Annotated in this window: 24 protein-coding genes; 1 reads left to right on the forward strand and 23 read right to left on the reverse strand. The window is 43.5% G+C overall.

Annotated features, from left to right (window positions below; all coding sequences use genetic code 11):
• Positions 1–49: 49 nt before the first annotated feature.
• The 7 genes from atpA to L1999_RS28535 form a co-directional block, all read right to left on the reverse strand.
• Positions 50–1,558 (reverse strand): F0F1 ATP synthase subunit alpha, encoded by a 1,509-nt coding sequence (atpA, locus tag L1999_RS28505; protein ID WP_235741590.1) that lies wholly within the window; start codon positions 1,556–1,558, stop codon positions 50–52.
• Positions 1,559–1,589: 31 nt separating this feature from the next.
• The gene (locus L1999_RS28510) at positions 1,590–2,126 is read right to left on the reverse strand and encodes a F0F1 ATP synthase subunit delta (RefSeq protein WP_235741591.1); all 537 of its coding nucleotides are present in this window, start codon (positions 2,124–2,126) and stop codon (positions 1,590–1,592) included.
• On the reverse strand, positions 2,123–2,653 hold the full coding sequence (locus L1999_RS28515) for a F0F1 ATP synthase subunit B (RefSeq protein WP_235741592.1): 531 nt from the start codon (positions 2,651–2,653) through the stop codon (positions 2,123–2,125). The genes L1999_RS28510 and L1999_RS28515 overlap by 4 nt, the downstream gene beginning before the upstream one ends.
• A 118-nt stretch (positions 2,654–2,771) precedes the next feature.
• Entirely contained in the window at positions 2,772–2,996 is a 225-nt protein-coding gene (gene atpE, locus L1999_RS28520; RefSeq protein WP_215045475.1) for a F0F1 ATP synthase subunit C, read from the reverse strand.
• Positions 2,997–3,069: 73 nt separating this feature from the next.
• On the reverse strand, positions 3,070–3,783 hold the full coding sequence (gene atpB / locus L1999_RS28525) for a F0F1 ATP synthase subunit A (RefSeq protein WP_235741593.1): 714 nt from the start codon (positions 3,781–3,783) through the stop codon (positions 3,070–3,072).
• 11 nt (positions 3,784–3,794) lie between these two features.
• On the reverse strand, positions 3,795–4,178 hold the full coding sequence (locus L1999_RS28530; RefSeq protein WP_235741594.1) for an ATP synthase subunit I: 384 nt from the start codon (positions 4,176–4,178) through the stop codon (positions 3,795–3,797).
• The gene (locus L1999_RS28535) at positions 4,178–4,405 is read right to left on the reverse strand and encodes an AtpZ/AtpI family protein (protein WP_235741595.1); all 228 of its coding nucleotides are present in this window, start codon (positions 4,403–4,405) and stop codon (positions 4,178–4,180) included. The genes L1999_RS28530 and L1999_RS28535 overlap by 1 nt, the downstream gene beginning before the upstream one ends.
• 408 nt (positions 4,406–4,813) lie before the next feature.
• On the opposite strand from L1999_RS28535, the gene L1999_RS28540 reads away from it, so the two are divergent.
• Positions 4,814–5,602, forward strand: coding sequence for a CPBP family intramembrane glutamic endopeptidase (locus L1999_RS28540; protein ID WP_235741596.1), 789 nt, complete (start codon positions 4,814–4,816; stop codon positions 5,600–5,602).
• A gap of 57 nt (positions 5,603–5,659) precedes the next feature.
• Here the strand turns inward: L1999_RS28540 and L1999_RS28545 are convergent, their stop codons facing one another.
• From L1999_RS28545 to rpmE, 16 genes are all read right to left on the reverse strand, one after another.
• The gene (locus L1999_RS28545) at positions 5,660–7,834 is read right to left on the reverse strand and encodes a S8 family serine peptidase (protein WP_235741597.1); all 2,175 of its coding nucleotides are present in this window, start codon (positions 7,832–7,834) and stop codon (positions 5,660–5,662) included.
• An 84-nt stretch (positions 7,835–7,918) separates the two neighbouring features.
• Positions 7,919–8,548 (reverse strand): uracil phosphoribosyltransferase, encoded by a 630-nt coding sequence (upp, locus tag L1999_RS28550; protein WP_235741598.1) that lies wholly within the window; start codon positions 8,546–8,548, stop codon positions 7,919–7,921.
• Between the two features lie 221 nt (positions 8,549–8,769).
• Entirely contained in the window at positions 8,770–10,011 is a 1,242-nt protein-coding gene (gene glyA / locus L1999_RS28555) for a serine hydroxymethyltransferase (protein ID WP_235741599.1), read from the reverse strand.
• A gap of 176 nt (positions 10,012–10,187) precedes the next feature.
• On the reverse strand, positions 10,188–10,754 hold the full coding sequence (locus L1999_RS28560) for a TIGR01440 family protein (protein ID WP_430540058.1): 567 nt from the start codon (positions 10,752–10,754) through the stop codon (positions 10,188–10,190).
• 25 nt (positions 10,755–10,779) lie between these two features.
• Positions 10,780–11,226, reverse strand: coding sequence for a ribose 5-phosphate isomerase B (rpiB, locus tag L1999_RS28565; RefSeq protein ID WP_235741600.1), 447 nt, complete (start codon positions 11,224–11,226; stop codon positions 10,780–10,782).
• 253 nt (positions 11,227–11,479) lie between these two features.
• The gene (locus L1999_RS28570) at positions 11,480–11,920 is read right to left on the reverse strand and encodes a low molecular weight protein arginine phosphatase (protein WP_235741601.1); all 441 of its coding nucleotides are present in this window, start codon (positions 11,918–11,920) and stop codon (positions 11,480–11,482) included.
• Positions 11,921–12,157: 237 nt separating this feature from the next.
• A complete protein-coding gene (locus L1999_RS28575) occupies positions 12,158–12,715 on the reverse strand; it encodes a manganese efflux pump MntP (protein WP_215045467.1) in 558 nt (185 codons plus the stop codon).
• A 223-nt stretch (positions 12,716–12,938) separates the two neighbouring features.
• Positions 12,939–13,982, reverse strand: a complete 1,044-nt coding sequence (locus L1999_RS28580; protein WP_235741602.1) for an L-threonylcarbamoyladenylate synthase — start codon at positions 13,980–13,982, stop codon at positions 12,939–12,941.
• A gap of 185 nt (positions 13,983–14,167) precedes the next feature.
• Positions 14,168–14,614: a GNAT family N-acetyltransferase gene (locus L1999_RS28585; protein ID WP_235741603.1), complete on the reverse strand. Its 447-nt coding sequence runs from the start codon at positions 14,612–14,614 to the stop codon at positions 14,168–14,170.
• 111 nt (positions 14,615–14,725) lie between these two features.
• Complete coding sequence (gene spoIIR, locus L1999_RS28590; RefSeq protein ID WP_235744494.1) at positions 14,726–15,613, reverse strand: stage II sporulation protein R; 888 nt, start codon at positions 15,611–15,613, stop codon at positions 14,726–14,728.
• 578 nt (positions 15,614–16,191) lie between these two features.
• Complete coding sequence (gene prmC / locus L1999_RS28595; RefSeq protein ID WP_235741604.1) at positions 16,192–17,148, reverse strand: peptide chain release factor N(5)-glutamine methyltransferase; 957 nt, start codon at positions 17,146–17,148, stop codon at positions 16,192–16,194.
• Positions 17,141–18,214 carry a peptide chain release factor 1 gene (gene prfA / locus L1999_RS28600; RefSeq protein WP_235741605.1) on the reverse strand — a complete coding sequence of 358 codons (1,074 nt, stop codon included), beginning with the start codon at positions 18,212–18,214 and terminating at the stop codon, positions 17,141–17,143. Before prfA ends, prmC begins: the two co-directional genes overlap by 8 nt.
• 148 nt (positions 18,215–18,362) lie before the next feature.
• Entirely contained in the window at positions 18,363–18,857 is a 495-nt protein-coding gene (locus L1999_RS28605) for a hypothetical protein (RefSeq protein WP_235741606.1), read from the reverse strand.
• 79 nt (positions 18,858–18,936) lie between these two features.
• Positions 18,937–19,089 carry a hypothetical protein gene (locus L1999_RS28610; RefSeq protein ID WP_235741607.1) on the reverse strand — a complete coding sequence of 51 codons (153 nt, stop codon included), beginning with the start codon at positions 19,087–19,089 and terminating at the stop codon, positions 18,937–18,939.
• Between the two features lie 159 nt (positions 19,090–19,248).
• Positions 19,249–19,845 carry a thymidine kinase gene (locus tag L1999_RS28615; protein WP_235741608.1) on the reverse strand — a complete coding sequence of 199 codons (597 nt, stop codon included), beginning with the start codon at positions 19,843–19,845 and terminating at the stop codon, positions 19,249–19,251.
• Between the two features lie 167 nt (positions 19,846–20,012).
• Positions 20,013–20,225 carry a 50S ribosomal protein L31 gene (gene rpmE / locus L1999_RS28620; protein ID WP_160724203.1) on the reverse strand — a complete coding sequence of 71 codons (213 nt, stop codon included), beginning with the start codon at positions 20,223–20,225 and terminating at the stop codon, positions 20,013–20,015.

The following is a 20,225-nucleotide window of genomic DNA, read 5'->3' on the forward strand; positions in this document are numbered from 1 at the left end:
CAGCCTTACGGCGGCCGCAAGCCGGAACCTTACTACATGTCAGACCCTATTATTCGGAAACTGCAAACGTCTTTTTGAAGTCGTTGATTGCAGAAGCCATATCCTCATCAGAAGGAAGATCCTTCGTTTTGGTAATATGGTCTAACAACTCTTTGCGGTTGTGGTCTAACCAATTATGGAAATCTGATTCAAAACGACGGATATCCTGTAATGGAATATCATCAAGGAAACCGCGTGTTAATGCGTAAAGGATTACTACTTGCTTTTCAACAGTAAGCGGCTTGTGAAGATCTTGTTTAAGAACTTCAACCGTACGGGCACCGCGGGCAAGCTTCGCTTGGGTTGCCTTATCAAGGTCAGAACCAAATTGAGAGAAAGCCTCTAATTCACGGTAAGATGCAAGGTCAAGACGTAAGGTACCTGCTACCTTTTTCATCGCCTTAATTTGCGCCGATCCACCTACACGTGATACGGATAGACCTGCGTTGATCGCCGGACGAACACCGGAGAAGAAAAGGTCAGATTGTAAGAAAATTTGTCCATCAGTGATGGAGATAACGTTTGTTGGGATATAAGCAGAAACGTCACCTGCTTGAGTTTCAATAAATGGTAATGCTGTAATTGAACCAGCACCAAGAGTATCGTTAATTTTACATGCACGCTCTAACAAACGGCTGTGTAAGTAGAATACATCCCCTGGATATGCTTCACGGCCTGGAGGACGACGAAGCAGCAAGGAAAGCTCACGGTAAGCAGCTGCTTGTTTAGACAAGTCATCGTATACGATAAGAACATGCTTGCCTTCGTACATGAATTCTTCTCCCATTGCTACGCCAGCGTAAGGTGCTAAGAATAGCATTGGAGACGGCTGTGATGCAGAAGCTGTTACAACGATCGAGTAATCTAATGCACCATATTTACGAAGGGTTTCAACCGCACCACGTACAGTTGATTCTTTTTGACCAATCGCAACATAGATACAGATCATGTTTTGACCTTTTTGGTTCAAAATCGTGTCGATTGCAACAGATGTTTTACCTGTTTGACGGTCACCGATAATTAACTCACGCTGACCACGGCCGATTGGCACAAGTGCGTCAATCGCTTTGATACCAGTTTGTAATGGCTCATGAACAGACTTACGAGCCATAACGCCAGGAGCAATTGCTTCAACTGGGCGAGTTTTAGTTGTATTGATTGGACCCATTCCATCAACTGGTTGTCCGAGTGCGTTCACAACGCGTCCGATTAAGGCTTCCCCAACGGGAACCTCCATGATGCGGCCTGTGCGGCGTACTTCGTCACCTTCACGGATTTCTGTGTAAGGTCCAAGGATGATGATACCAACGTTATTCTCTTCAAGGTTTTGTGCCATACCCATAACGCCGTTTGAGAATTCAACAAGTTCTCCAGCCATGACATTGTCGAGGCCATGAACACGTGCGATACCGTCACCGATTGAGATAACTGTACCAACATCAGTTACTTGAATTTCTGCCTGATAGTTTTCAATTTGTGATTTAATCAGGGCACTGATTTCTTCAGCTTTGATGCTCATGAGTTTCACCCCTATTCTTTCAGATCTTAGCTTAACTTAATAATTTACGTTCTAAACGGTCTAACTTGCCGCGCAAGCTGCCGTCATAAATCCGATTTCCAATGCGAAGACGGATGCCGCCAAGCAGATTAGAATCGACGATATTTTCAATTTTTAGTGATTTTTTGCCAATTTTCGCAGCAAACGTCGCAGATAATGCTTCGCGTTCAGCATCCGTCAATTCACGTGCGCTGTACACTTCCGCTTCTGCGATCCCCATTGCTTCATTTGCCAGTTCAAGGAACTGGTCGGTTACTTCGGCAATTTGGTCCTCGCGATGACGATCAATTAAGACCAATACCGTATTTAGGACAAACACATTCACTGATGCAAAAGCGTTTTTTACTATCTCTTTTTTCTTATCAATCGTAAGTTTTGAAGATTGAAGGACAGCTTTTAAATCAGGATTGTATTCCAAGACTTCCTTAACTACACGAAGGTCCTCTTCTACTTGACCTAGAACCTGCTGTTCATTAGCGATTTGAAAAAGAGCGGACGCGTAGCGTTTTGCTACCATTGTGTTGCTCATCGTCCTTCTCCTGCCTCTTTAATGTATTCGTTAATTAGTGCATCTTGGTCTGCATTTGTTAATTCTTTTTCAATTACTTTAGAAGCAATTAATACAGACAAGGAAGCAACCTGTTCGCGAATGGCAGCAACAGCTTTTTCCTTTTGCTGTTCGATTTCAATCTTGGCAGCTTCTTTCAGGCGTTCTGCTTCAGCCCGGGCCGTGGTAATGATTTCTTCACGCTGCAAGTCGCCTTGCTTTTTCGCACTTTCAATTAAGTTCTGCGCATCATTACGTGCTTCTTTAAGAAGGTTACGCTGCTCTTCGATAAGTTTTTTCGCTTCTAAACGGCTGTCTTCTGCCGCAGTAATTTCATTAGCGATATGCTCTTCACGTTGTTTCATAATGCCCATTAATGGACCCCACGCGAATTTTTTAAGCAAGGCTAACAAAATGATAAATACGATTAGCTGGAAGAAGATATCTCCAGTATTAATGTGGCCGCCGCCTTCAGCCGCAGTGGCCAATACAAAACTGCTAGTTAACACCCTGGGTTCACTCCTTTCAAGAGTTGCTAAAACGTTTGGAAACAATCAATTCAATCAAACAAACATAAATGAATGGCGAAGGATTCGGTTATCTTCGCCACCTGGAAATTTTCGAGTTTTATTTGTTCAATACCATGAACGCAATAACTACCCCGATAATCGGCAAGGCTTCAACTAACGCAACCCCGATGAACATTGTAGTTTGAAGCATACCACGTAATTCAGGCTGACGAGCCACACCTTCTACTGTACGTCCTACGATAAGACCGTTACCAATACCTGCACCAATTGCTGATAAACCAATTGCGATCGCTGCTGCTAAAATACCAATTGAACCTGTCATTTCTTTTTTTCCTCCTTAAATGTATGAAAACATAATATTTTTTTATTTTTGTTCATGAGCATGAACGGTTATTTTAATGGTCATGACTCACTTTATGAGACATGTAAACCATTGTTAACATAGTAAAGATGTAAGCTTGGATCGAACCGACAAACACAGAGAAACCTTGCCATACTAATGTCAGCGGCACTGCGGCAATGGTACCGGCAATTCCTTGGTGGGCCAGTCCTGCTGCTAAAAGTGATAACAGCAATTCACCTGCGAAGATGTTACCGTAAAGACGCAGACCAAGTGTTAATGTGTTGGCGAATTCTTCAATAATCTTTAATGGGAACAAGAATCCCATCGGGCTGAAGAAGCCTTGAGCATATCCTTTGAAACCTTTTAACTTTACACCATAATAATGGGTAAGACCCAAAATCATAACAGCAAGAGTTAACGTGATGATTGGGTCAGCTGTTGGTGATTTCCACCAAAGTGTTCCATCAATCACAACTGAAAATGGCAAACCTAACATATTGGATACAAAGATATACATGATGAGTGTGATTCCAAGGATGTGAAATCTTCCTCCATCCTTCCAGTCCATCGTGCTGTTGATGATGCCTTTCACAAAGTCCATCACCCATTCAAAGAAGTTCTGCATCCCTGTTGGTTTCATTGCCAGCTTGCGCGTCGAAAGCACGGCGATTAGAAAAACAATGACACTTGCTACAGTGATCATTAAGACGTTAGCGCCATTAAACCATAAACCTAAGAATTCAAACTCAGGAGTTTTATGTTCCATATGTACTCACCTCACTTCCCCTTTTTGTGTACATGTATTGCATTGTAAAAATAATCTATCATAATGACAATATAGGATGTCATTAGTCCTATCACAAAGCTAAAAATATTAAAATATTCCGGGTACTTCAATGCTATTGCAGTTCCAATACCCGCTGTCGCCATCCTTGATAAGGAGCCTAGAGACTTGGGTTTTTTCCCCTCTGATACTTGTTTATCAAACTTCTCAGTCTTCCTTACTAATAACCAGAGATTTAGGAAACCAAAGCATGTCCCCAATATCAATCCTAAAAAGATCGTATGGTGCATAGTGAAGCCCCAGCCAAGAACATAAATGGCCAGCAAGTAGAATATCCATTTCTTTTGCCTGTTGTACATAACTCTGAAATCTGGCATTATGATTTATCTCCTGAATAGAAATGGCGGATTGAAAGAAGCATAGAATAGGTCCCTGCTGCCAGTCCCAAAAGCAGTCCGATTATTAAGAAAATTGGTTCTACACCCCAATGCCGGTCAAGCCATCTGCCTGCAAAAATACCGATGAGAATGGAGCCGACTAACTGGGAAACAATCGCAGACATTAACGCCATTGCTTGGAATGGGTTGCGGTTATTTTGACGCATATAGTCACATCCTCACTCTTAGAGAATGTCAATCGGGCAGGTGAAAAATTCATTCAAGAATAACTATCTTTATATAGATAATTCGACATGAAAACCCTATCATCGATACCCTTTGTTAGCATACAATAGCCAATTGTCAATGTCAATGAATTTACGTGAATTATACCACAATCTACTATTAATAATTTCTGAATGTTTGACACCTTTGTTAACACTTTAATTGTATTGTAAAATTTGAATTTTTTTGGGCGAATTTGTGTCTATTTTGTGAACTTTTAATCAAATTTTAATCTAATTCTAATAAAATATTATTTTCTTGTCTAGAATTTGTTTGAAAAATAACAATAACTCTCATTTTATATGTAAAATAAAGGAAGAGATTTTAAATCGAAATTCCTGGAGGAGAAAATGTTATTTTTAAAGAAGAGAAATTATTTTTACTTCATTGTAATTTTAGGATTTGTTTTACTGGATATATATTTAAATGTCTTTATTGCAAAAACCAGTAATATTGTCTTCCAATTATTGCTTGTTATTTTATTTTTCCCGCTCTTGAAAGTGATCTTAAAAGGAACAAAGTTAAATTACTATAAAAACATTGGCATTGTTTTTCATCCAAAATGGAAGAAAAATTTGATTTTTGGATTTAGCCTCGGTTTCTCCTTTTGGTTAATAAAGTATGTTATAGTCTATCTTTTTAATGGATTTGAAATTGTTGGAGTGAAAAATTTTACCGAATCCTTAATTCTATTCTTCTTTGTTATTTTTGTATTCTTTATTGGTTCTTTTTTAAACGATATCATAGTTAGAGGATATATATTTGGTCATTTGAAAGGTAAACTAAATGGAAAATGGATTTTTATTATTTCTATCCTTATATATGTATTAGATGATAGTTGGAATGAGGGATTCAGTTTATCGAATTCATTTTTTTCTCTTGTTTTGGGATTATCGTTGACCTATGCCTTTTATCGAACAAATTCGATTTGGGCAGATACAGGCATTCATTGGGGATTAAATGTTTGTTACGGAATTTTTAATGGAATGTTAGGGAGTACAGATGATGGAATATTTATTACTGTTGATAATCCAAATCCGCCGATATTTTTAGAAATAATTAGCTATATCATACCTCTTCTAATGTTCTTATTTCTCTATTCATTTCGAAAATTATTAACAAAAAATAGTTACAATTAATAAAACAGCTTTTCAAAAAGAAAGCTGGTGCGTTCATTCTACACCAGCTTTCTGAAACTATTTCTCACTCTTTTCGATCATAATCATCCTTTCGATGAAATCCTCTTTTCCTGCCTTCTTGGCAAATATCTTGACTAAATAAGTACCCGATGCCGGGAGCTGATCTTTTCGAATCAGTTTGCGCAACTGTCCTTTTTTCACATTTGTTTCTGTATCTAAGAAGCCGACAAAGCGATAACTCTCCGGGTTAAACAAAGCAATTCCAAACTCCTCGGCACCCCCTGGCAAGTACACCTCATAGCGGTATTCTCCCGGCCTGTCGCCATAGGCAAAATCAAAGCCCATCACCCGTGGGTACCCCGGTTCCTCAAGCACATACAGATAAGGAATTTGAATCAGCTCCGACCCAGCCTCGAGCTGGAAATAACCATCATGAATCTTCTGTTTAAACACCTGTGGATCAACTTGCAATTCGACCGTTACTTCCGTTGACTCCTTCGGCCTGAGCGTAAACGATAACGGAAAACGCCACCTGACCCCTTCGACTTGATAGGGAATTCGAAAAGAATAGCGCTGTGTCTTCTCACTCATATTTTTAATTTTCACTAAGGCCTTATGGCTGTTGTTCTCATCGCTGTATTTGCCAAAGCGAAGACTGCTTGGAGTGACGAGCGACGTGGTCTGGATCGCCTCATCCACCTGAATCCTTCCCGCCCCTTGCTCATACGTCCGATACAAAGCGTTTGAATTTGGCCCAATCGGCTTGGCCGTATTCATCAACGCTGCCTTAATCTCGGCCGGTGACCAATCAGGGTGAGCCTGCTTGATTAAAGCACATGCCCCTGCCACATGCGGTGCGGCCATACTCGTGCCTTGTAATGATAAGTAACCGCCTGGAATCGTTGATTGAATCGCCACCCCTGGCGCGACGATATCCGGCTTAATTTCCCATGTCCCCGTCACCGGACCGCGCGAACTGAAGTCTGCGAGCCGGTCTCGCTCCTCATTGATCAATACCCGTGCGGTCACACGATGGTTCGTTATTTTTTTTTGTAAAATGACTCCGTCACCCTTCGTGAGTGCTCCGATTGGGATGGTCATAGGAGTATCGAGGTTCCCCATGAAGCCCCCGCTCAAATTGTTATAGATCAGCACACCTTTTGCCCCCGCTGCATAGGCATTTTTTGCTTTTTCGGTAAACGTCAGTGTGCCGCGCTTGATTAGCACCATTTTGCCTTGGACGTTGTGAAGGTCCTCCTTGCGGCCCAACCCGCCGTCTGCCAATTCGAGAGAGCGGTCCAATCCCCAGTTGCCTGATCCCTCCAAGGGCTGAATTCGCAGCCGATTTCCTTCTATTAGTAAAGAGGGGATTTTCATTGTCGGTGTGGAGGCCCCGACGGATATGGCTTTAGAGGCCGTACCGGGCGAACCGACTGTCCAAACATTCGGACCGGAGTTCCCCGACGCCGCCACGGCAACGATCCCTTTGTCGACGGCACGGTTTAAGGCGAGGGAAATTGGCAGGTCTGGCCCATTGATGTCATTTCCGAGGGAAAGATTGACCACATCCACTTTGTCTTTGATCGCCTGTTCGATCGCAGCAAGGACCTGTTCAGTGGTCCCGCCCCCGCCAGGCCCGAGCGCACGGTAAGCGACAATTTTAGCCTCGGGGGCAACGCCTTTTATTTTTCCATTAGCCGCAATAATTCCGGCCACATGGGTGCCATGAATCGTAGCTTTGCCAATGGCGAGGGTTTCCATCGGGTCCCGGTCATTGTCGACAAGATCGTGCCCGCCGGCGTAATTACTTTTTAAATCGGGGTGGGTATAGTCGACCCCGGTATCAATAACCCCGACGGTGATGCCTTTGCCGGTGAGGCGCTGATTCTGATGGTCAAAGATGCGGCGCACTTCTTCCCCGCCTATGATTTTGACGCTCTCTTCCATTTCAGCTTGATATTGAGCGACTGGCGATACGGTTAGGACGCGCTGTTGCTGGCCTAGCCTTGTGATCGCCTCAGGGCTGCCTTCAATCGAGAAGCCGTCAAGGGCCTCATGGAAAATGCGGCGCAGCTTTACGTTTTGATACGGACTGATCAGGCGTTTGATTTCCTGTTCAGATTGCGGTTGTTTTAACACAACGATCGCGACTTGGGTAGATTTTGGTATCGGCGGGTGAATGAGTACGGTTGAGGTTTGCAGTGTGAGAAGAATGGATAACAGCCATTTCATTTATGGAGTCCCCTTTTTCCTCATAGCGTTTTCTTTGAAGGGGGAAAGTATGCAAAAAAAGCCGAGCATCGCTGCTCGACTTTTTTATTTCGTACCAAACAACCGGTCGCCGGCATCGCCTAAACCTGGGACGATATAGCCATGGTCATTTAATTTCTCGTCCAATGCCGCAATATAAATATCCACATCTGGGTGGGCAGCTTTCACAGCCTCCACACCTTCAGGAGCAGCAATTAAACACATAAACTTAATATTTTTTGCGCCGCGCTTTTTCAATGAACGAATCGCCTCAATTGCAGAACCGCCCGTTGCCAGCATCGGATCTACCACGATGAAATCGCGCTCTTCGACATCACTCGGAAGCTTAATGTAATATTCCACTGGCTGCAATGTTTCTGGGTCGCGGTATAAACCAACATGACCTACCTTTGCTGCAGGGATTAATTTTAAAATCCCATCAACCATTCCGATTCCCGCGCGGAGGATGGGCACGATGCCGATTTTTTTCCCGGAAAGAACCTTTGATTTTGCCGGGCAGACAGGTGTCTCGATATCGATATCCTCAAGCGGCATATCTCGCGTGATTTCGAATGCCATCAAGGTTGCTACTTCATCAACAAGTTCGCGAAATTCCTTCGTTCCTGTATGTTTATCACGTATGTAAGTAAGTTTATGCTGGATTAATGGGTGGTCGAAGACGTATACCTTTGCCACAATAATCGCCCCTTTTTTTAAAAATTAATCATCGCCTCATTTTACAGAAAAAAGACCCGTAGAGCAACTTATCTCCAAATGTTTTGAGAGAAAAAGTAGAGTGAATATTCTTTCTAATATGAAGCGCTCCGGAGTGGTCTCTAAAGCTGATTAGCGGCGGTTCACACAGATATAAAAAATAGACCTCCATCTGCAGGATGAAGGTCCATTTTTATAAACGATTAATACTCAGGATAAAGGATGAATTTATTTGTTAATGCTTCAACGCGTTCACGTGCTTCGTTAAGCTTCGCTTCGTCTTCATGGTTTTTCAATGTAAAAGCGATGATCGACGCAATTTCGTCCATATCCTCTAAACCAAAGCCGCGGCTTGTCACAGCTGCAGTACCAATGCGGACTCCGCTGGTTACGAATGGGCTGTTTTGGTCAAATGGAATGGTGTTTTTATTAACGGTAATGCCGACTTCATCCAACACATGCTCAGCAATCTTTCCAGTTAAGCCAAGGCTTGTCACATCGACTAACAGCAAATGATTATCCGTACCGCCGGAAACTAGCTTTAACCCTTCATTTTGAAGTGATTCTGCTAGGCGCTTCGCGTTCGCAATAATGTTTCCTGCATATTCTTTAAAGCTATCCTCCAGTGCTTCACCGAAAGCAACAGCTTTTGCTGCGATCACATGCATAAGCGGACCACCTTGAATACCAGGGAAAATTGACTTATCAATTTTCTTGCCAAATTCCTCTTTGCAAAGAATCATCCCGCCGCGAGGACCTCTTAGTGTTTTGTGGGTTGTAGTTGTAACGAAATCAGCGTATGGTACCGGGTTTTGATGCAAACCAGCTGCAACAAGTCCAGCAATATGAGCCATATCGACCATGAGGTAAGCCCCTACTTCATCGGCAATCTCACGGAACTTAGCAAAATCGATTTCGCGTGGGTAGGCACTTGCACCGGCAACAATAAGTTTCGGTTTGTGAGCTACCGCTTTTTCGCGGACATCATCATAATTGATGCGGTGAGTTGTTTCATCCACACCATACTCAACGAAATTATATTGAACGCCACTGAAGTTTACAGGGCTTCCGTGTGTTAAGTGTCCGCCGTGAGAAAGGTTCATCCCAAGAACAGTATCGCCCTGCTCGAGAATCGTGAAGTAAACAGCCATGTTAGCTTGTGCCCCAGAATGCGGCTGAACGTTTACATATTCGGCACCGAAAATTTGCTTCGCACGTTCGCGTGCTAGATCTTCAACCACGTCGACATATTCACAACCGCCATAGTAACGGCGTCCTGGATATCCTTCTGCATACTTATTTGTTAATACAGAACCTTGTGCTTCCATCACTGCTTCACTTACAAAGTTTTCCGAGGCAATTAATTCAATTTTTGAACGCTGACGTCCTAATTCCTGTTGAATCGCTTTAAAAACCTGCTCATCCGCTTGAGACAAATGCTTCATCCTAAATCCCCCTTTTTATGTAAAACACCAATAAAATTCAAAATTCGAAAATTCCTTCTTCATTCTAACATATCTTTCGGAATTTGCCACCATAAACTCTATAAAAATAGAAAAAAGGGTGCCTGTCACCATTAATAACCGAACAATAGTGCTAACGGTGCCTGTCACCATTAGCACTACGAGCAGCTGTTATTCTCGGTGTTTTTTTCGTAGACGGCGCGGGCGCCGCCGATGAGTTTGGGGCGGGTTTTTGCTAGGGTGACAAGGGCATGTCCGACGCTTTTTTGCTTAACGCGTACGGGCACGGCTACGTGTTTTATGTGCATCCCGATTAATGTTTGGCCAATGTCAATGCCAGCCTCAGCCTTAATAAATTCGACCACCACGGCATCCTCAAAACCCCCAAAAGCGTAGGTTGCCATCGCACCGCCAGCCTTGCGGACGGGTACAACAGAAACCTCTTCATAGCCCCGCTCGCGGGCAACGGAGCTTTCCATGACCAATGCCCGGTTTAAATGCTCACAGCATTGAAAAGCAAGTTGAATTCCAGTCTCCGCTTGGAGCTTTTTAAACTGCTGAAAGATCATTTCAGCTACTTCAATTGTCCCGGCAGTGCCAATTCGTTCGCCGATTACCTCACTCGTGCTGCAGCCGACGACAAGCAGCTGCCCAGGCTTTAGTTCCGCCTGTTCTTGGAATTCACCTAGAATGGTTTCAAGCTCTATTTCCCAATCTTGAATCATTACCATACCCTTCTTTCTGTCTTGCTTAAAGGTGCGTTTTCTCGTACTCAGTAATCTTCCCAATCCGGTTCGCATGACGGCCGCCTTCGAATTCTTCCGTCAGCCAAATCTCAGCAATATCGCGGGCCAATCCTGGTCCAATGACGCGCTCACCCATTGCGAGCATATTCGTATCATTATGTGCACGCGTTGCACGGGCACTGAAGGTATCATGAACAAGGGCACAGCGGATGCCTTTTACCTTATTGGCGGCAATGCTCATCCCAATCCCTGTTCCACAAATCAAAATACCTCGATCAAATTCACCGCTTGCTACCTTTTCAGCCACAGGCAGTGCATAATCCGGAAAATCCACGGATGTTTCACAATCACAGCCAAAATCTACGTAGTCAATCTTTAATTCTTCCAGTAATTTGGCGATTTCCTTACGTATATTGACGCCGCCATGATCTGACGCTAATGCCACCTTCATAAAAAATCCTCCTGTTCCATTTCCCAAAATTCAAAAAACTGTCGTTACAAACAGACGCGCAAATCTTCTGCAGCAACTCTTAGAATAATCTGTTTTCATTTTGACACACCCATTCAAAAATTTAAAGCAGAAACCTTTCCCGGTTCAGTTATTTGAAGCAAAAATAATAGCCCTCTTATTTCATTAAGAGAGCCCTGCCTTTTCTATTAATGGGTAGTTTTTTCAAAAAAGCTTTCCGCCATTCGCAAAACCACTATACTTTAAATTTTTCTATCGCTTTATCAATTAATTTTTCTAATTCCTGATAGGTCTCCTCGTAGACTGCGAGACTGCCGCCGTACGGATCACCAACATCCTGGCTGCCAGTTTCACCTGTATACTCCTTCAACGAGAATACCTTCATTACCTCCTGAGGAAACTGCTGTTGAATCGCAAATTTATGAGAGCTCGTCATCGTTAAAATGAGATCAGCCCACTCAACGGCCTCCGCTGTTAACAGATGTGAGCGGTGATTATGCGGAACCTGATTGTCATCGAGCACCTGCTTCGCATGGGTGGAAGCTTCACTGCCGTTTGCCGCATAAATCCCTGCCGACTTTACCTCCACATCGGTAAGCTTTTTATTTTTTAAAATTGCTTCTGCCATTGGACTCCTGCATGTATTTCCAGTACACACAAACAAAATACGCCGCATTTTACTCGCCACCTTCCCTTAAAAATTTTACCCTAGAACTGGTTAATTGAACCAAACCTTTTAAAAAAAAGACCCTCTCCCGAATCATTTTCGAAAAAAGGCTTTACCACTAACAAGGCGACGAATCGTCGTTATGTGGTTTATGTAACGAACCTTGGTATTTTTTAAAAACCAGGCGATTGGATAACTTCATTCTAGCAAATTTGGGTGGCTTTTTGAAAGATTCCTAGTTTCATTTTACCAAAATTGCGTAAGCAGCTTTATTCCAAACGCAAGCAGGATGGTTCCCCCTAAGGCCTCGCTGTACGTCCCGAGCCAGCCCTGGACTTTTCTGCCGAGCAAAAGGCCTGCCCATGTTTGCACGGTGGCCACAATACCAAAGCATAAAAGAACCATAAAGGTTTTCGCTCCGTAAATCCCTAACGTCAACCCAACGGAAAAACTATCAAGACTTACACTTAAGGCAAATAACAGTAAGCCGAAGCCTACTGGTGAGATGACCTTTGCTTCTTCTTTTTTCATCGTCGACCAAATCATTTGCACCCCTAGGACCATGAGGAGCAGCCCGCCGATGAGCGTCGCAAAGGTGCCGAATTTTTCAGATAGAAATTTTCCAGCTAATAGGCCTAAAAGCGGCATCCATACATGGAATAAACCGATGGTCAGGCCGATATTAAAAATTTTCCTCAGCCGCAGTTTGTACATTCCCATGCCAAGCCCTACCGAGAAGGCATCCATCCCAAGCGCAAATGCCATTAATAATAGTGTAATGAGTTCGCCAAACATTTCTGACATTGATCTCCGCCCCCTTGGACTAACTATCCTAGCCTATGCACGTCCAAGGGGATTTAGAAGCAAGAAAAGCGTAAGCGCATTGGTCAGCAGCATATGGCCTCCTCGGAAATGCTATCGCTTTTCCTTCGTGCGATTCTTATGCTGCCGAGGCGTTCCTTGTGGAGTGCTCCTACTTCCTTAATCAGTAAGAAAACACCAGAGCCTCCTTAAGGAGACACTGGTGCTATTCACTGATAAGCTTATGGCCGGCTGCCTTTTGCAGACGGTTCATGATGGCATGTCCGACGCCTTCATTCGGGAAAATTTCACTAAAAATGATATCGACATTGTCTTGATTGAAACTTCTTAGTGTATCATATAAAGCGGCCGCGACCGTTTGCAGCTCAGCTCGCCGGCCACATGATAGAATAACATCCGCCTTGTAAAAGCGGTGATTTTCTTCGGTTGTCAACACACCCACCCGAAGTCCTTCCTGCTGCTTTTCCGACACTAATGATTGCAAAAATTTTTTAGTGCCTGACACCATATAAAGCGGGGCATTTGGTGCGTAGTGGCGGTATTTCATTCCTGGTGCCTTTGGACGAGCAGACTGATCCTTTAAGGCCGCATCTTCACGAACTTCTCCCACAACCGCCTCAAGCTGCTCCCTTGTCACACCGCCCGGCCTTAGGATGACTGGGATTCCCTCTGTGCAATCAACGACGGTTGATTCAACGCCAACTCCTGTCGCGCCTCCATCCAACACGCCGGCAATTTTTCCATTTAAATCATCCAGCACATGCTCCGCTTTCGTTGGACTCGGCTTTCCAGAGCTGTTGGCACTTGGAGCGGCTATCGGAAGTCCACAGGTTTTCAACAGTGCCAGTGCAACGGGATGATCCGGCATCCTTACCGCCACGGTAGCAAGTCCTGCTGTCGCTTTCTCTGATAGAATGCCATCCTTCTTTTTAAAAATAATTGTCAGCGGACCCGGCCAAAAGGCATCCATTAATTTAGCAGCTGTTTGAGGAACCTCAGTTACAAATCTACTAAGCTGCTTGCGGTCGGCAATGTGAATAATTAATGGATTATCACTGGGGCGCCCTTTCGCTACAAAGATTTTTGCCACTGCTTCATCACTTTCAGCATTACCACCCAGCCCGTAAACGGTCTCTGTTGGCAGAGCGACCACTTCATTTTCTCTTAAAAAATTGGCTGCATCCACAACCTGTGGATTATTCTCGAGATTATCCACATATTTATCCACTTTCCAGATGTTTGTGTTCATAGTTATCCACCTTTATTGATGACAAAACTTTTATCGAATTTTGGCGAATTTGCGCGGAAAAACTCCTATCTTTTCACCTTGTACGTTTGAAAGTATAAAAGAAGGTGGGTATAAATACAAGTTTTATCCACAAATTGTGTATAACTTTGAGGAAAAAGTGGATAACTTTGTGGATTAATCCACAACTATAGTGAAAATTTTAAAAATAGTGAGTTATCCACATTTAAAACTTGTCGAATGTGCTCAGAGGTAGAAAACTCTGTGGGTAACGCTTCACGTTCGATTTTCTGAAAGCCCATTAATTCAAAAAATGGCAAAGCCACACTTTTATTAGTTGCCAAAAACAAGCTTTTCATCCCTTTTTCTTTCGCTAATTTGACCATTTGATCAAAAAGCATAAAAATTTCTTTATCCGCTTGTCCGGGAGAAACCACCAGTGAGCGCAGCATCCCATGCTCCTCAAACGCCTCCATGCCGAGCGAACCACGGATTGTGCCATCTTCGTTTTCTAGCAGGAGAAAATAGTCTATGGTTTCTGCGGTTAGTCCATCGGTCCCAAGATTGGCTATTGTCAAAAACGCCTGTAAATTTTCCAAATCCTCTTGATTAGCCTTGCGAATTAATGCCTGCATCCCATCCACCTCGTTTAAAAGATTCTACTCTATTACTATGAAAAACTAGTGATAATAGAACAGCAGGATGGGCGATTTCATCAAAAAAACTAGTCCGGCGCTGGACTAGTTTTAGTTAAACATTTTCTCCCACATTTCTACCACGAAAAACTTAACCTTTACTGGTTCTTCGTCTTTAGCGGTATAGACAGGGGCTTCCTTCTTTACTTTCTTCTTCGCCTTTTTTACTTCTTCAACAGGCTTCTTCGCTATTTGTACGTCTTTATCCAAGTTTTCAGTGTTAACTTCTTCTTCAACTGGTTTCTTTATTTCTTCTACAGATTTTTGGGGTGCTTGAATCACTTTTTTTACGGGCTGTTCTACTTCTTTTACGGTCTTAGATGGTTTTTCTACCGGTTCGCTTACTATGCTTTCCGCTTGTTCTTTTTCTTCCACTGGTACAGGTGCAGGTGTTTCTGCCTCTTCTTCTGTTTGACTTTCATTTTGCTGTTCTTTTTCACTAATGGTTTCTGCTTTTGCTACGTGTTTTTCCTCAAAGCCATCGCTCACTGCAACACCATTTGAAAAATCAAGGAAGCATAATGGCGGGTATAATACGCACCACCAGTTTGCGCCTTCGCCTTTGCCTAATGTAATCAGGATTGCTTGATACTCGCCAGCTGGATATAAGTACTGGCCATATAATTTGGTAGGAAACTGAACTTTTCCAAACTCAACCTTCACCGACTGGTTCGATCCTTGTTCATGAACTACTTTTTCAGCAATGGTCTGGATTTCAGGAAGCTTGCTGTTGATGACCTTTTTTGCTTCGTTCATTGACGTTAAATCTTGTACCCACAGTGTAATTTGTGCATTTACAGCATCACGTACCTGGCGTTTGATTGCTTGATCTTGTTCAAAATCACTGTTTGCCAAAATCCTTAAGCGGATGGCTTCCCCCGGAATGACAATTGATTCCTTTGCTGCGGCTTCGGTCTTTGGCATATATAAATTCAACATTGTCCCCAATGATAAAATGACTAAGTATCCCCAAACGATTAGTTTTCCTCTCAACTTAGCACAACCCCTTTGCCCTTCGATACTTCCATTTTGGACAAAGATGAAGAATCTTAAACTAGTAAATTTGAAAAACTCTATTAAATTTTTCCAAGGTAAAAATTTGTCTTTCTGATAGGAGTGGTCTATTGGACAAAATTAAAGATGGCTTGTGTGTTTTCGTCTAATAGCAGCGGCTCTATTGAACAAAATTCATTTAAAAAACGAGGATTTGTCCATTGGCAGGATTCTATTGGACAATCTTCATTTGCAACCTCTCCAATTTGTCCAATAGAAAGGCTCTATTGGACAAAATTCACTTAAAAAGCGAGGATTTGTCCATTAGAAGGGCTCTATTGGACAATCCTCTATTGCAACCTCTCCAATTTGTCCAATAGAAGTGTCCTATTGGACAAAATCCAACTCCAACCTCTCGAACTTGTCCAATAGCACGTAGTTTATGGATTTCACGAAGCAGCACAAGGTTTGTAATTTTATCATTTCCTGGTAAACGATAAAAAGAGTGTTAAACCAATTCCGGCTTAACACTCTTTAATTTCGGCAAAAACCATCCGATCCCTGCCATTAATATCATTAACAATTTCAACCTTAACCTTTGGGAAGGTTGTTCGGAACAGCTCCGCTACCGCTTCACCCTGCCCCATGCCGATTTCAAAACAGACAAGGGCCGTTGGCGCTAGAACCAGTGGCAATTCCGTCATAAAACGGCGGTAGAAGTCGAGGCCATCATCACCCGCAAACAAGGCACGATGCGGCTCATGCTCCGTCACCACCTCAGACATCGTTTCCCTATCAGCAACCGGAATATAAGGCGGATTTGACACCACCACATCCAGTTTCTCGCCATTCTCGATAAACGGCCCGAGCAAATCCCCCTGCATAAAGCGAACATCCGCCCCAAGCCGGGCAGCATTCTCCCGCGCCACCGCAAGCGACCCCTCCGCAATATCAGTGCCTGTCACCTTTAACACCTGCTTCACAGTGTTATCAGTGCCTGTCACCGTTCCTACCATCTCCGCAGTATTATTGGTGCCTGTCACCTTTTGCACTGTCGTCGGTTGGTATTCTAATTCCAAGGTGATGGCGATGGCACCGCTGCCTGTGCCGATGTCGGCTAAACGGATTTCCTGGTGGCTGGTGAAGATCTTTTTCATGCGCTGGAGTGTCCCGTAGACAAGTTCTTCTGTTTCCGGGCGCGGAATGAGAACCTCCTCATTCACCACAAAGGTCCGGCCATAAAACTCTTCAGAACCGATCAAATATTGGACCGGGACACCTTCTTCGACATGTGCCCGTACTGCCCCTTCAAACGCTTCCCAAACACTCAGCTCTATATCCTCACGCATATTGGCAAACAATTGCGCACGTGACATTCCAGTAAAATGCCGAAGCAAAAGTTCGCCGGCATTGTCATTACGACCTGCTTCAACTAAAAAAGAAGAAGCCCATTTTAGGGCCTCAAATACTTTTTTACTCATTAGATGCCTCTTCTAGTCTTTTTGCCTGTTCATCCATTACCAATGCATCAATAATTTCGTCCAGCTTACCTTCAATAATTTGATCAAGCTTTTGAAGGGTTAAGCCAATGCGATGATCGGTTACCCGATTTTGCGGGAAATTATAGGTGCGAATTCGTTCTGAACGGTCACCTGTTCCAACTGCGGATTTACGAACCTGATCATATTCAGCCTGCGCTTCCTGTTGGAACTTATCATAGACACGTGCACGTAAAACCTTCATCGCTTTATCCCGGTTCTTGTGCTGTGACTTTTCATCCTGGATCGATACCATGATTCCAGTTGGTAAGTGTGTCAACCGAACGGCTGACATTGTCGTGTTAACGGATTGTCCGCCGGCACCACTTGAAGCAAAAGTATCAAAGCGGATATCTTTATCATGGATTTCATATTCAAACTCTTCCGCCTCTGGCAAACACACAACCGTTGCAGTTGAAGTATGAATCCGGCCGCCAGATTCTGTTTCTGGCACACGCTGAACACGGTGGGCGCCGCTTTCAAACTTTAATTTAGAGTATGCACCTTGACCATTAATCATAAAACTGATTTCTTTATAGCCGCCAAGGCCTGTTGGGCTGGCATCAATCAAGTCTGTTTTCCAGCCCTGTGCTTCCGCAAATCGGCTGTACATCCGGTAAAGCGTACCAGCAAACAATGCCGCCTCTTCCCCGCCAGCTGCACCGCGGATTTCAAAGATAACGTTTTTGTCATCGTTTGGATCCTTTGGAACAAGGAGAATTTTCATTTTTGCTTCAAGCTCTTCAATTTGAGCCTCAAGCTCATGAACTTCTTCCTTCACCATTTCACGCATCTCGGCATCAAGCTTCTCTTCAAGCATAGCCTTTGCATCCTGAAGCTGCGCACGAGTCTCTTTATATTGGCGGTAGGTTTGTACAGTTTCTTGTATATCACTTTGTTCTTTTGAATATTCGCGAAGTTTCTTTGAATCATTAATTATTTCTGGGTCGCTTAAAAGTTCGTTCAACTTTTCGTAGCGATCTTCCACGGATTGAAGACGATCAAACACAGTTCATTCACCTCGAGTTTTAGTCCATAACATTCTAATTATAGTATAGGTGAAAACCGCCGTCAAAACCAAATTGAGGGAGAAATATTTTATTTATGCCAAGCCCTTTTTTTCCACACAAAAAAACATGCCCTAAAATCAGAGCATGTTACCTGCGGTCCTCCTGGACGCGGACTTCCATATTATAACGTGGAAGTGCTTTTACCAGTTTCCGGTGAAGGCGCGCTTCCGCTTTGTTTCTTTCTTGATCAGACAGCATTCCTTTTTTATAAACAGTTACCCACATACGATCGCCGTTAATCCAGACAGAATCCGTCCTAAATTCATTCGTTTGGGCAATGACTTGTTTTGCTTTGTTGATATCATTGCCATGATTGGTCGCACCTGCTTCCCCACCGCTGCCCGTCCGTTTTAAATCAAGAAAGTTCGGGTTTTGGTTGGTGATGTCATCTTCGACCATATGCTGCTTGTTCTTACGGCGATCATTGATACTATCAGGTCCACCATTGTTTAGGCTGGACATGTTCGTATGTTGCGGATTATTGTGGCGAAGGTCATTGGCCGAACGATCATTTTGCCCTTGACAGCCGCTGACGATTAACAAAAACATGATACCCATAAGGGACATCCACTTTTTTACCATACTTACACCTCCCATTACTATCATGCCCGGAGCTGAGTTGTAATGAGCTAGTGAAATCTTTCCAAAGCTTCATGTCTAGCTAGGAGTAAAAATGACGAAGATAAGTAATTCCGTGGGTTTCCAACTTATTTCCGCGCATTTTATCAATAATTCCGTGTAAAACGACGATAATTCCGTATAAAAACCTGTTAATCCCGCGCAAAAGCCAGATAATCCCGCGAACCTTTCCCATTTTCCCGCTAACTCCTCAAAAATCCAAACACTGATCCAAATAAACCCACAAAAAAAACTGCCTGAGAACCAACTCCCAGACAGTGTTAACGGTGACAGGCACCATTTATTATATTAGTACATTGCTAACCACGTTTTCGGTGTCAGGCACCATCGCAACTTAGCGCGAGTTGACAGGTGTTGTTTTTGGGACTTCGTGGTGGTGACGGCAGCGCGGTTCGTATGCTTCCGAAGCACCGACCAATATAACCGGGTCATGGTAAGAGGCTGGACGGCCATCAATCAGCCGCTGCGTTCTGCTGGATGGTGAACCGCACACAGTACAAACTGCCTGCAGCTTTGTTACCGACTCTGCTACCGCCATTAACGCCGGCATCTGCCCGAACGGCTCACCGCGGAAATCCATATCAAGCCCGGCGCAGATCACGCGGTGCCCGCTGTCTGCCAGCTGCTGAACAACTCGGACAATTCCTTCATCAAAAAACTGAACTTCATCTATCGCAATAATATCGATATCCGCCTCTACATGATGCAAAATCTCAATAGAATGGGAAATTGGCGTCGCATGAAAAGAAGAGCCATTATGGGATACGACTGACTGCTCACTGTAGCGATTATCAATTTTCGGCTTAAACACAGCTATATTTTGTTTTGCAAACTGAGCCCGCCGAACCCGACGAATCAATTCCTCTGATTTCCCGGAAAACATACTGCCACAGATAACCTCAACCCATCCGCTTTGTTTCATTAAATACATAAACGGCGTCTCCTTCCTATAACGAACCCTAGAACGATTTATAATATATTTTAAGCTGAATTCTCAACTATATTTAAGTATTTTTCCTGCCTATCTATGTCAATCCACTAATTTTTTTCAATAAAAAACAGGCAAGCCATAGGTTCTCTTGCCTGTTCCTTGAGTAATTATTGTTGTTGTGACTTAAGGCCGTATTTTTTGTTGAAACGGTCAACACGTCCGCCAGCTTCAGCGAATTTTTGACGACCAGTATAGAATGGATGACATTCTGAACAAGTTTCAACACGGATCTCATTTTTAACAGAACCTGTTTCAAATGTATTACCGCATGCACAAGTCACCTTTACCATTTTATAATTAGGATGAATTCCTGCTTTCAT

This window comes from Neobacillus drentensis, assembly GCF_021560175.1.
Classification (GTDB): Bacteria; Bacillota; Bacilli; order Bacillales; family Cytobacillaceae; genus Neobacillus; species Neobacillus drentensis_A.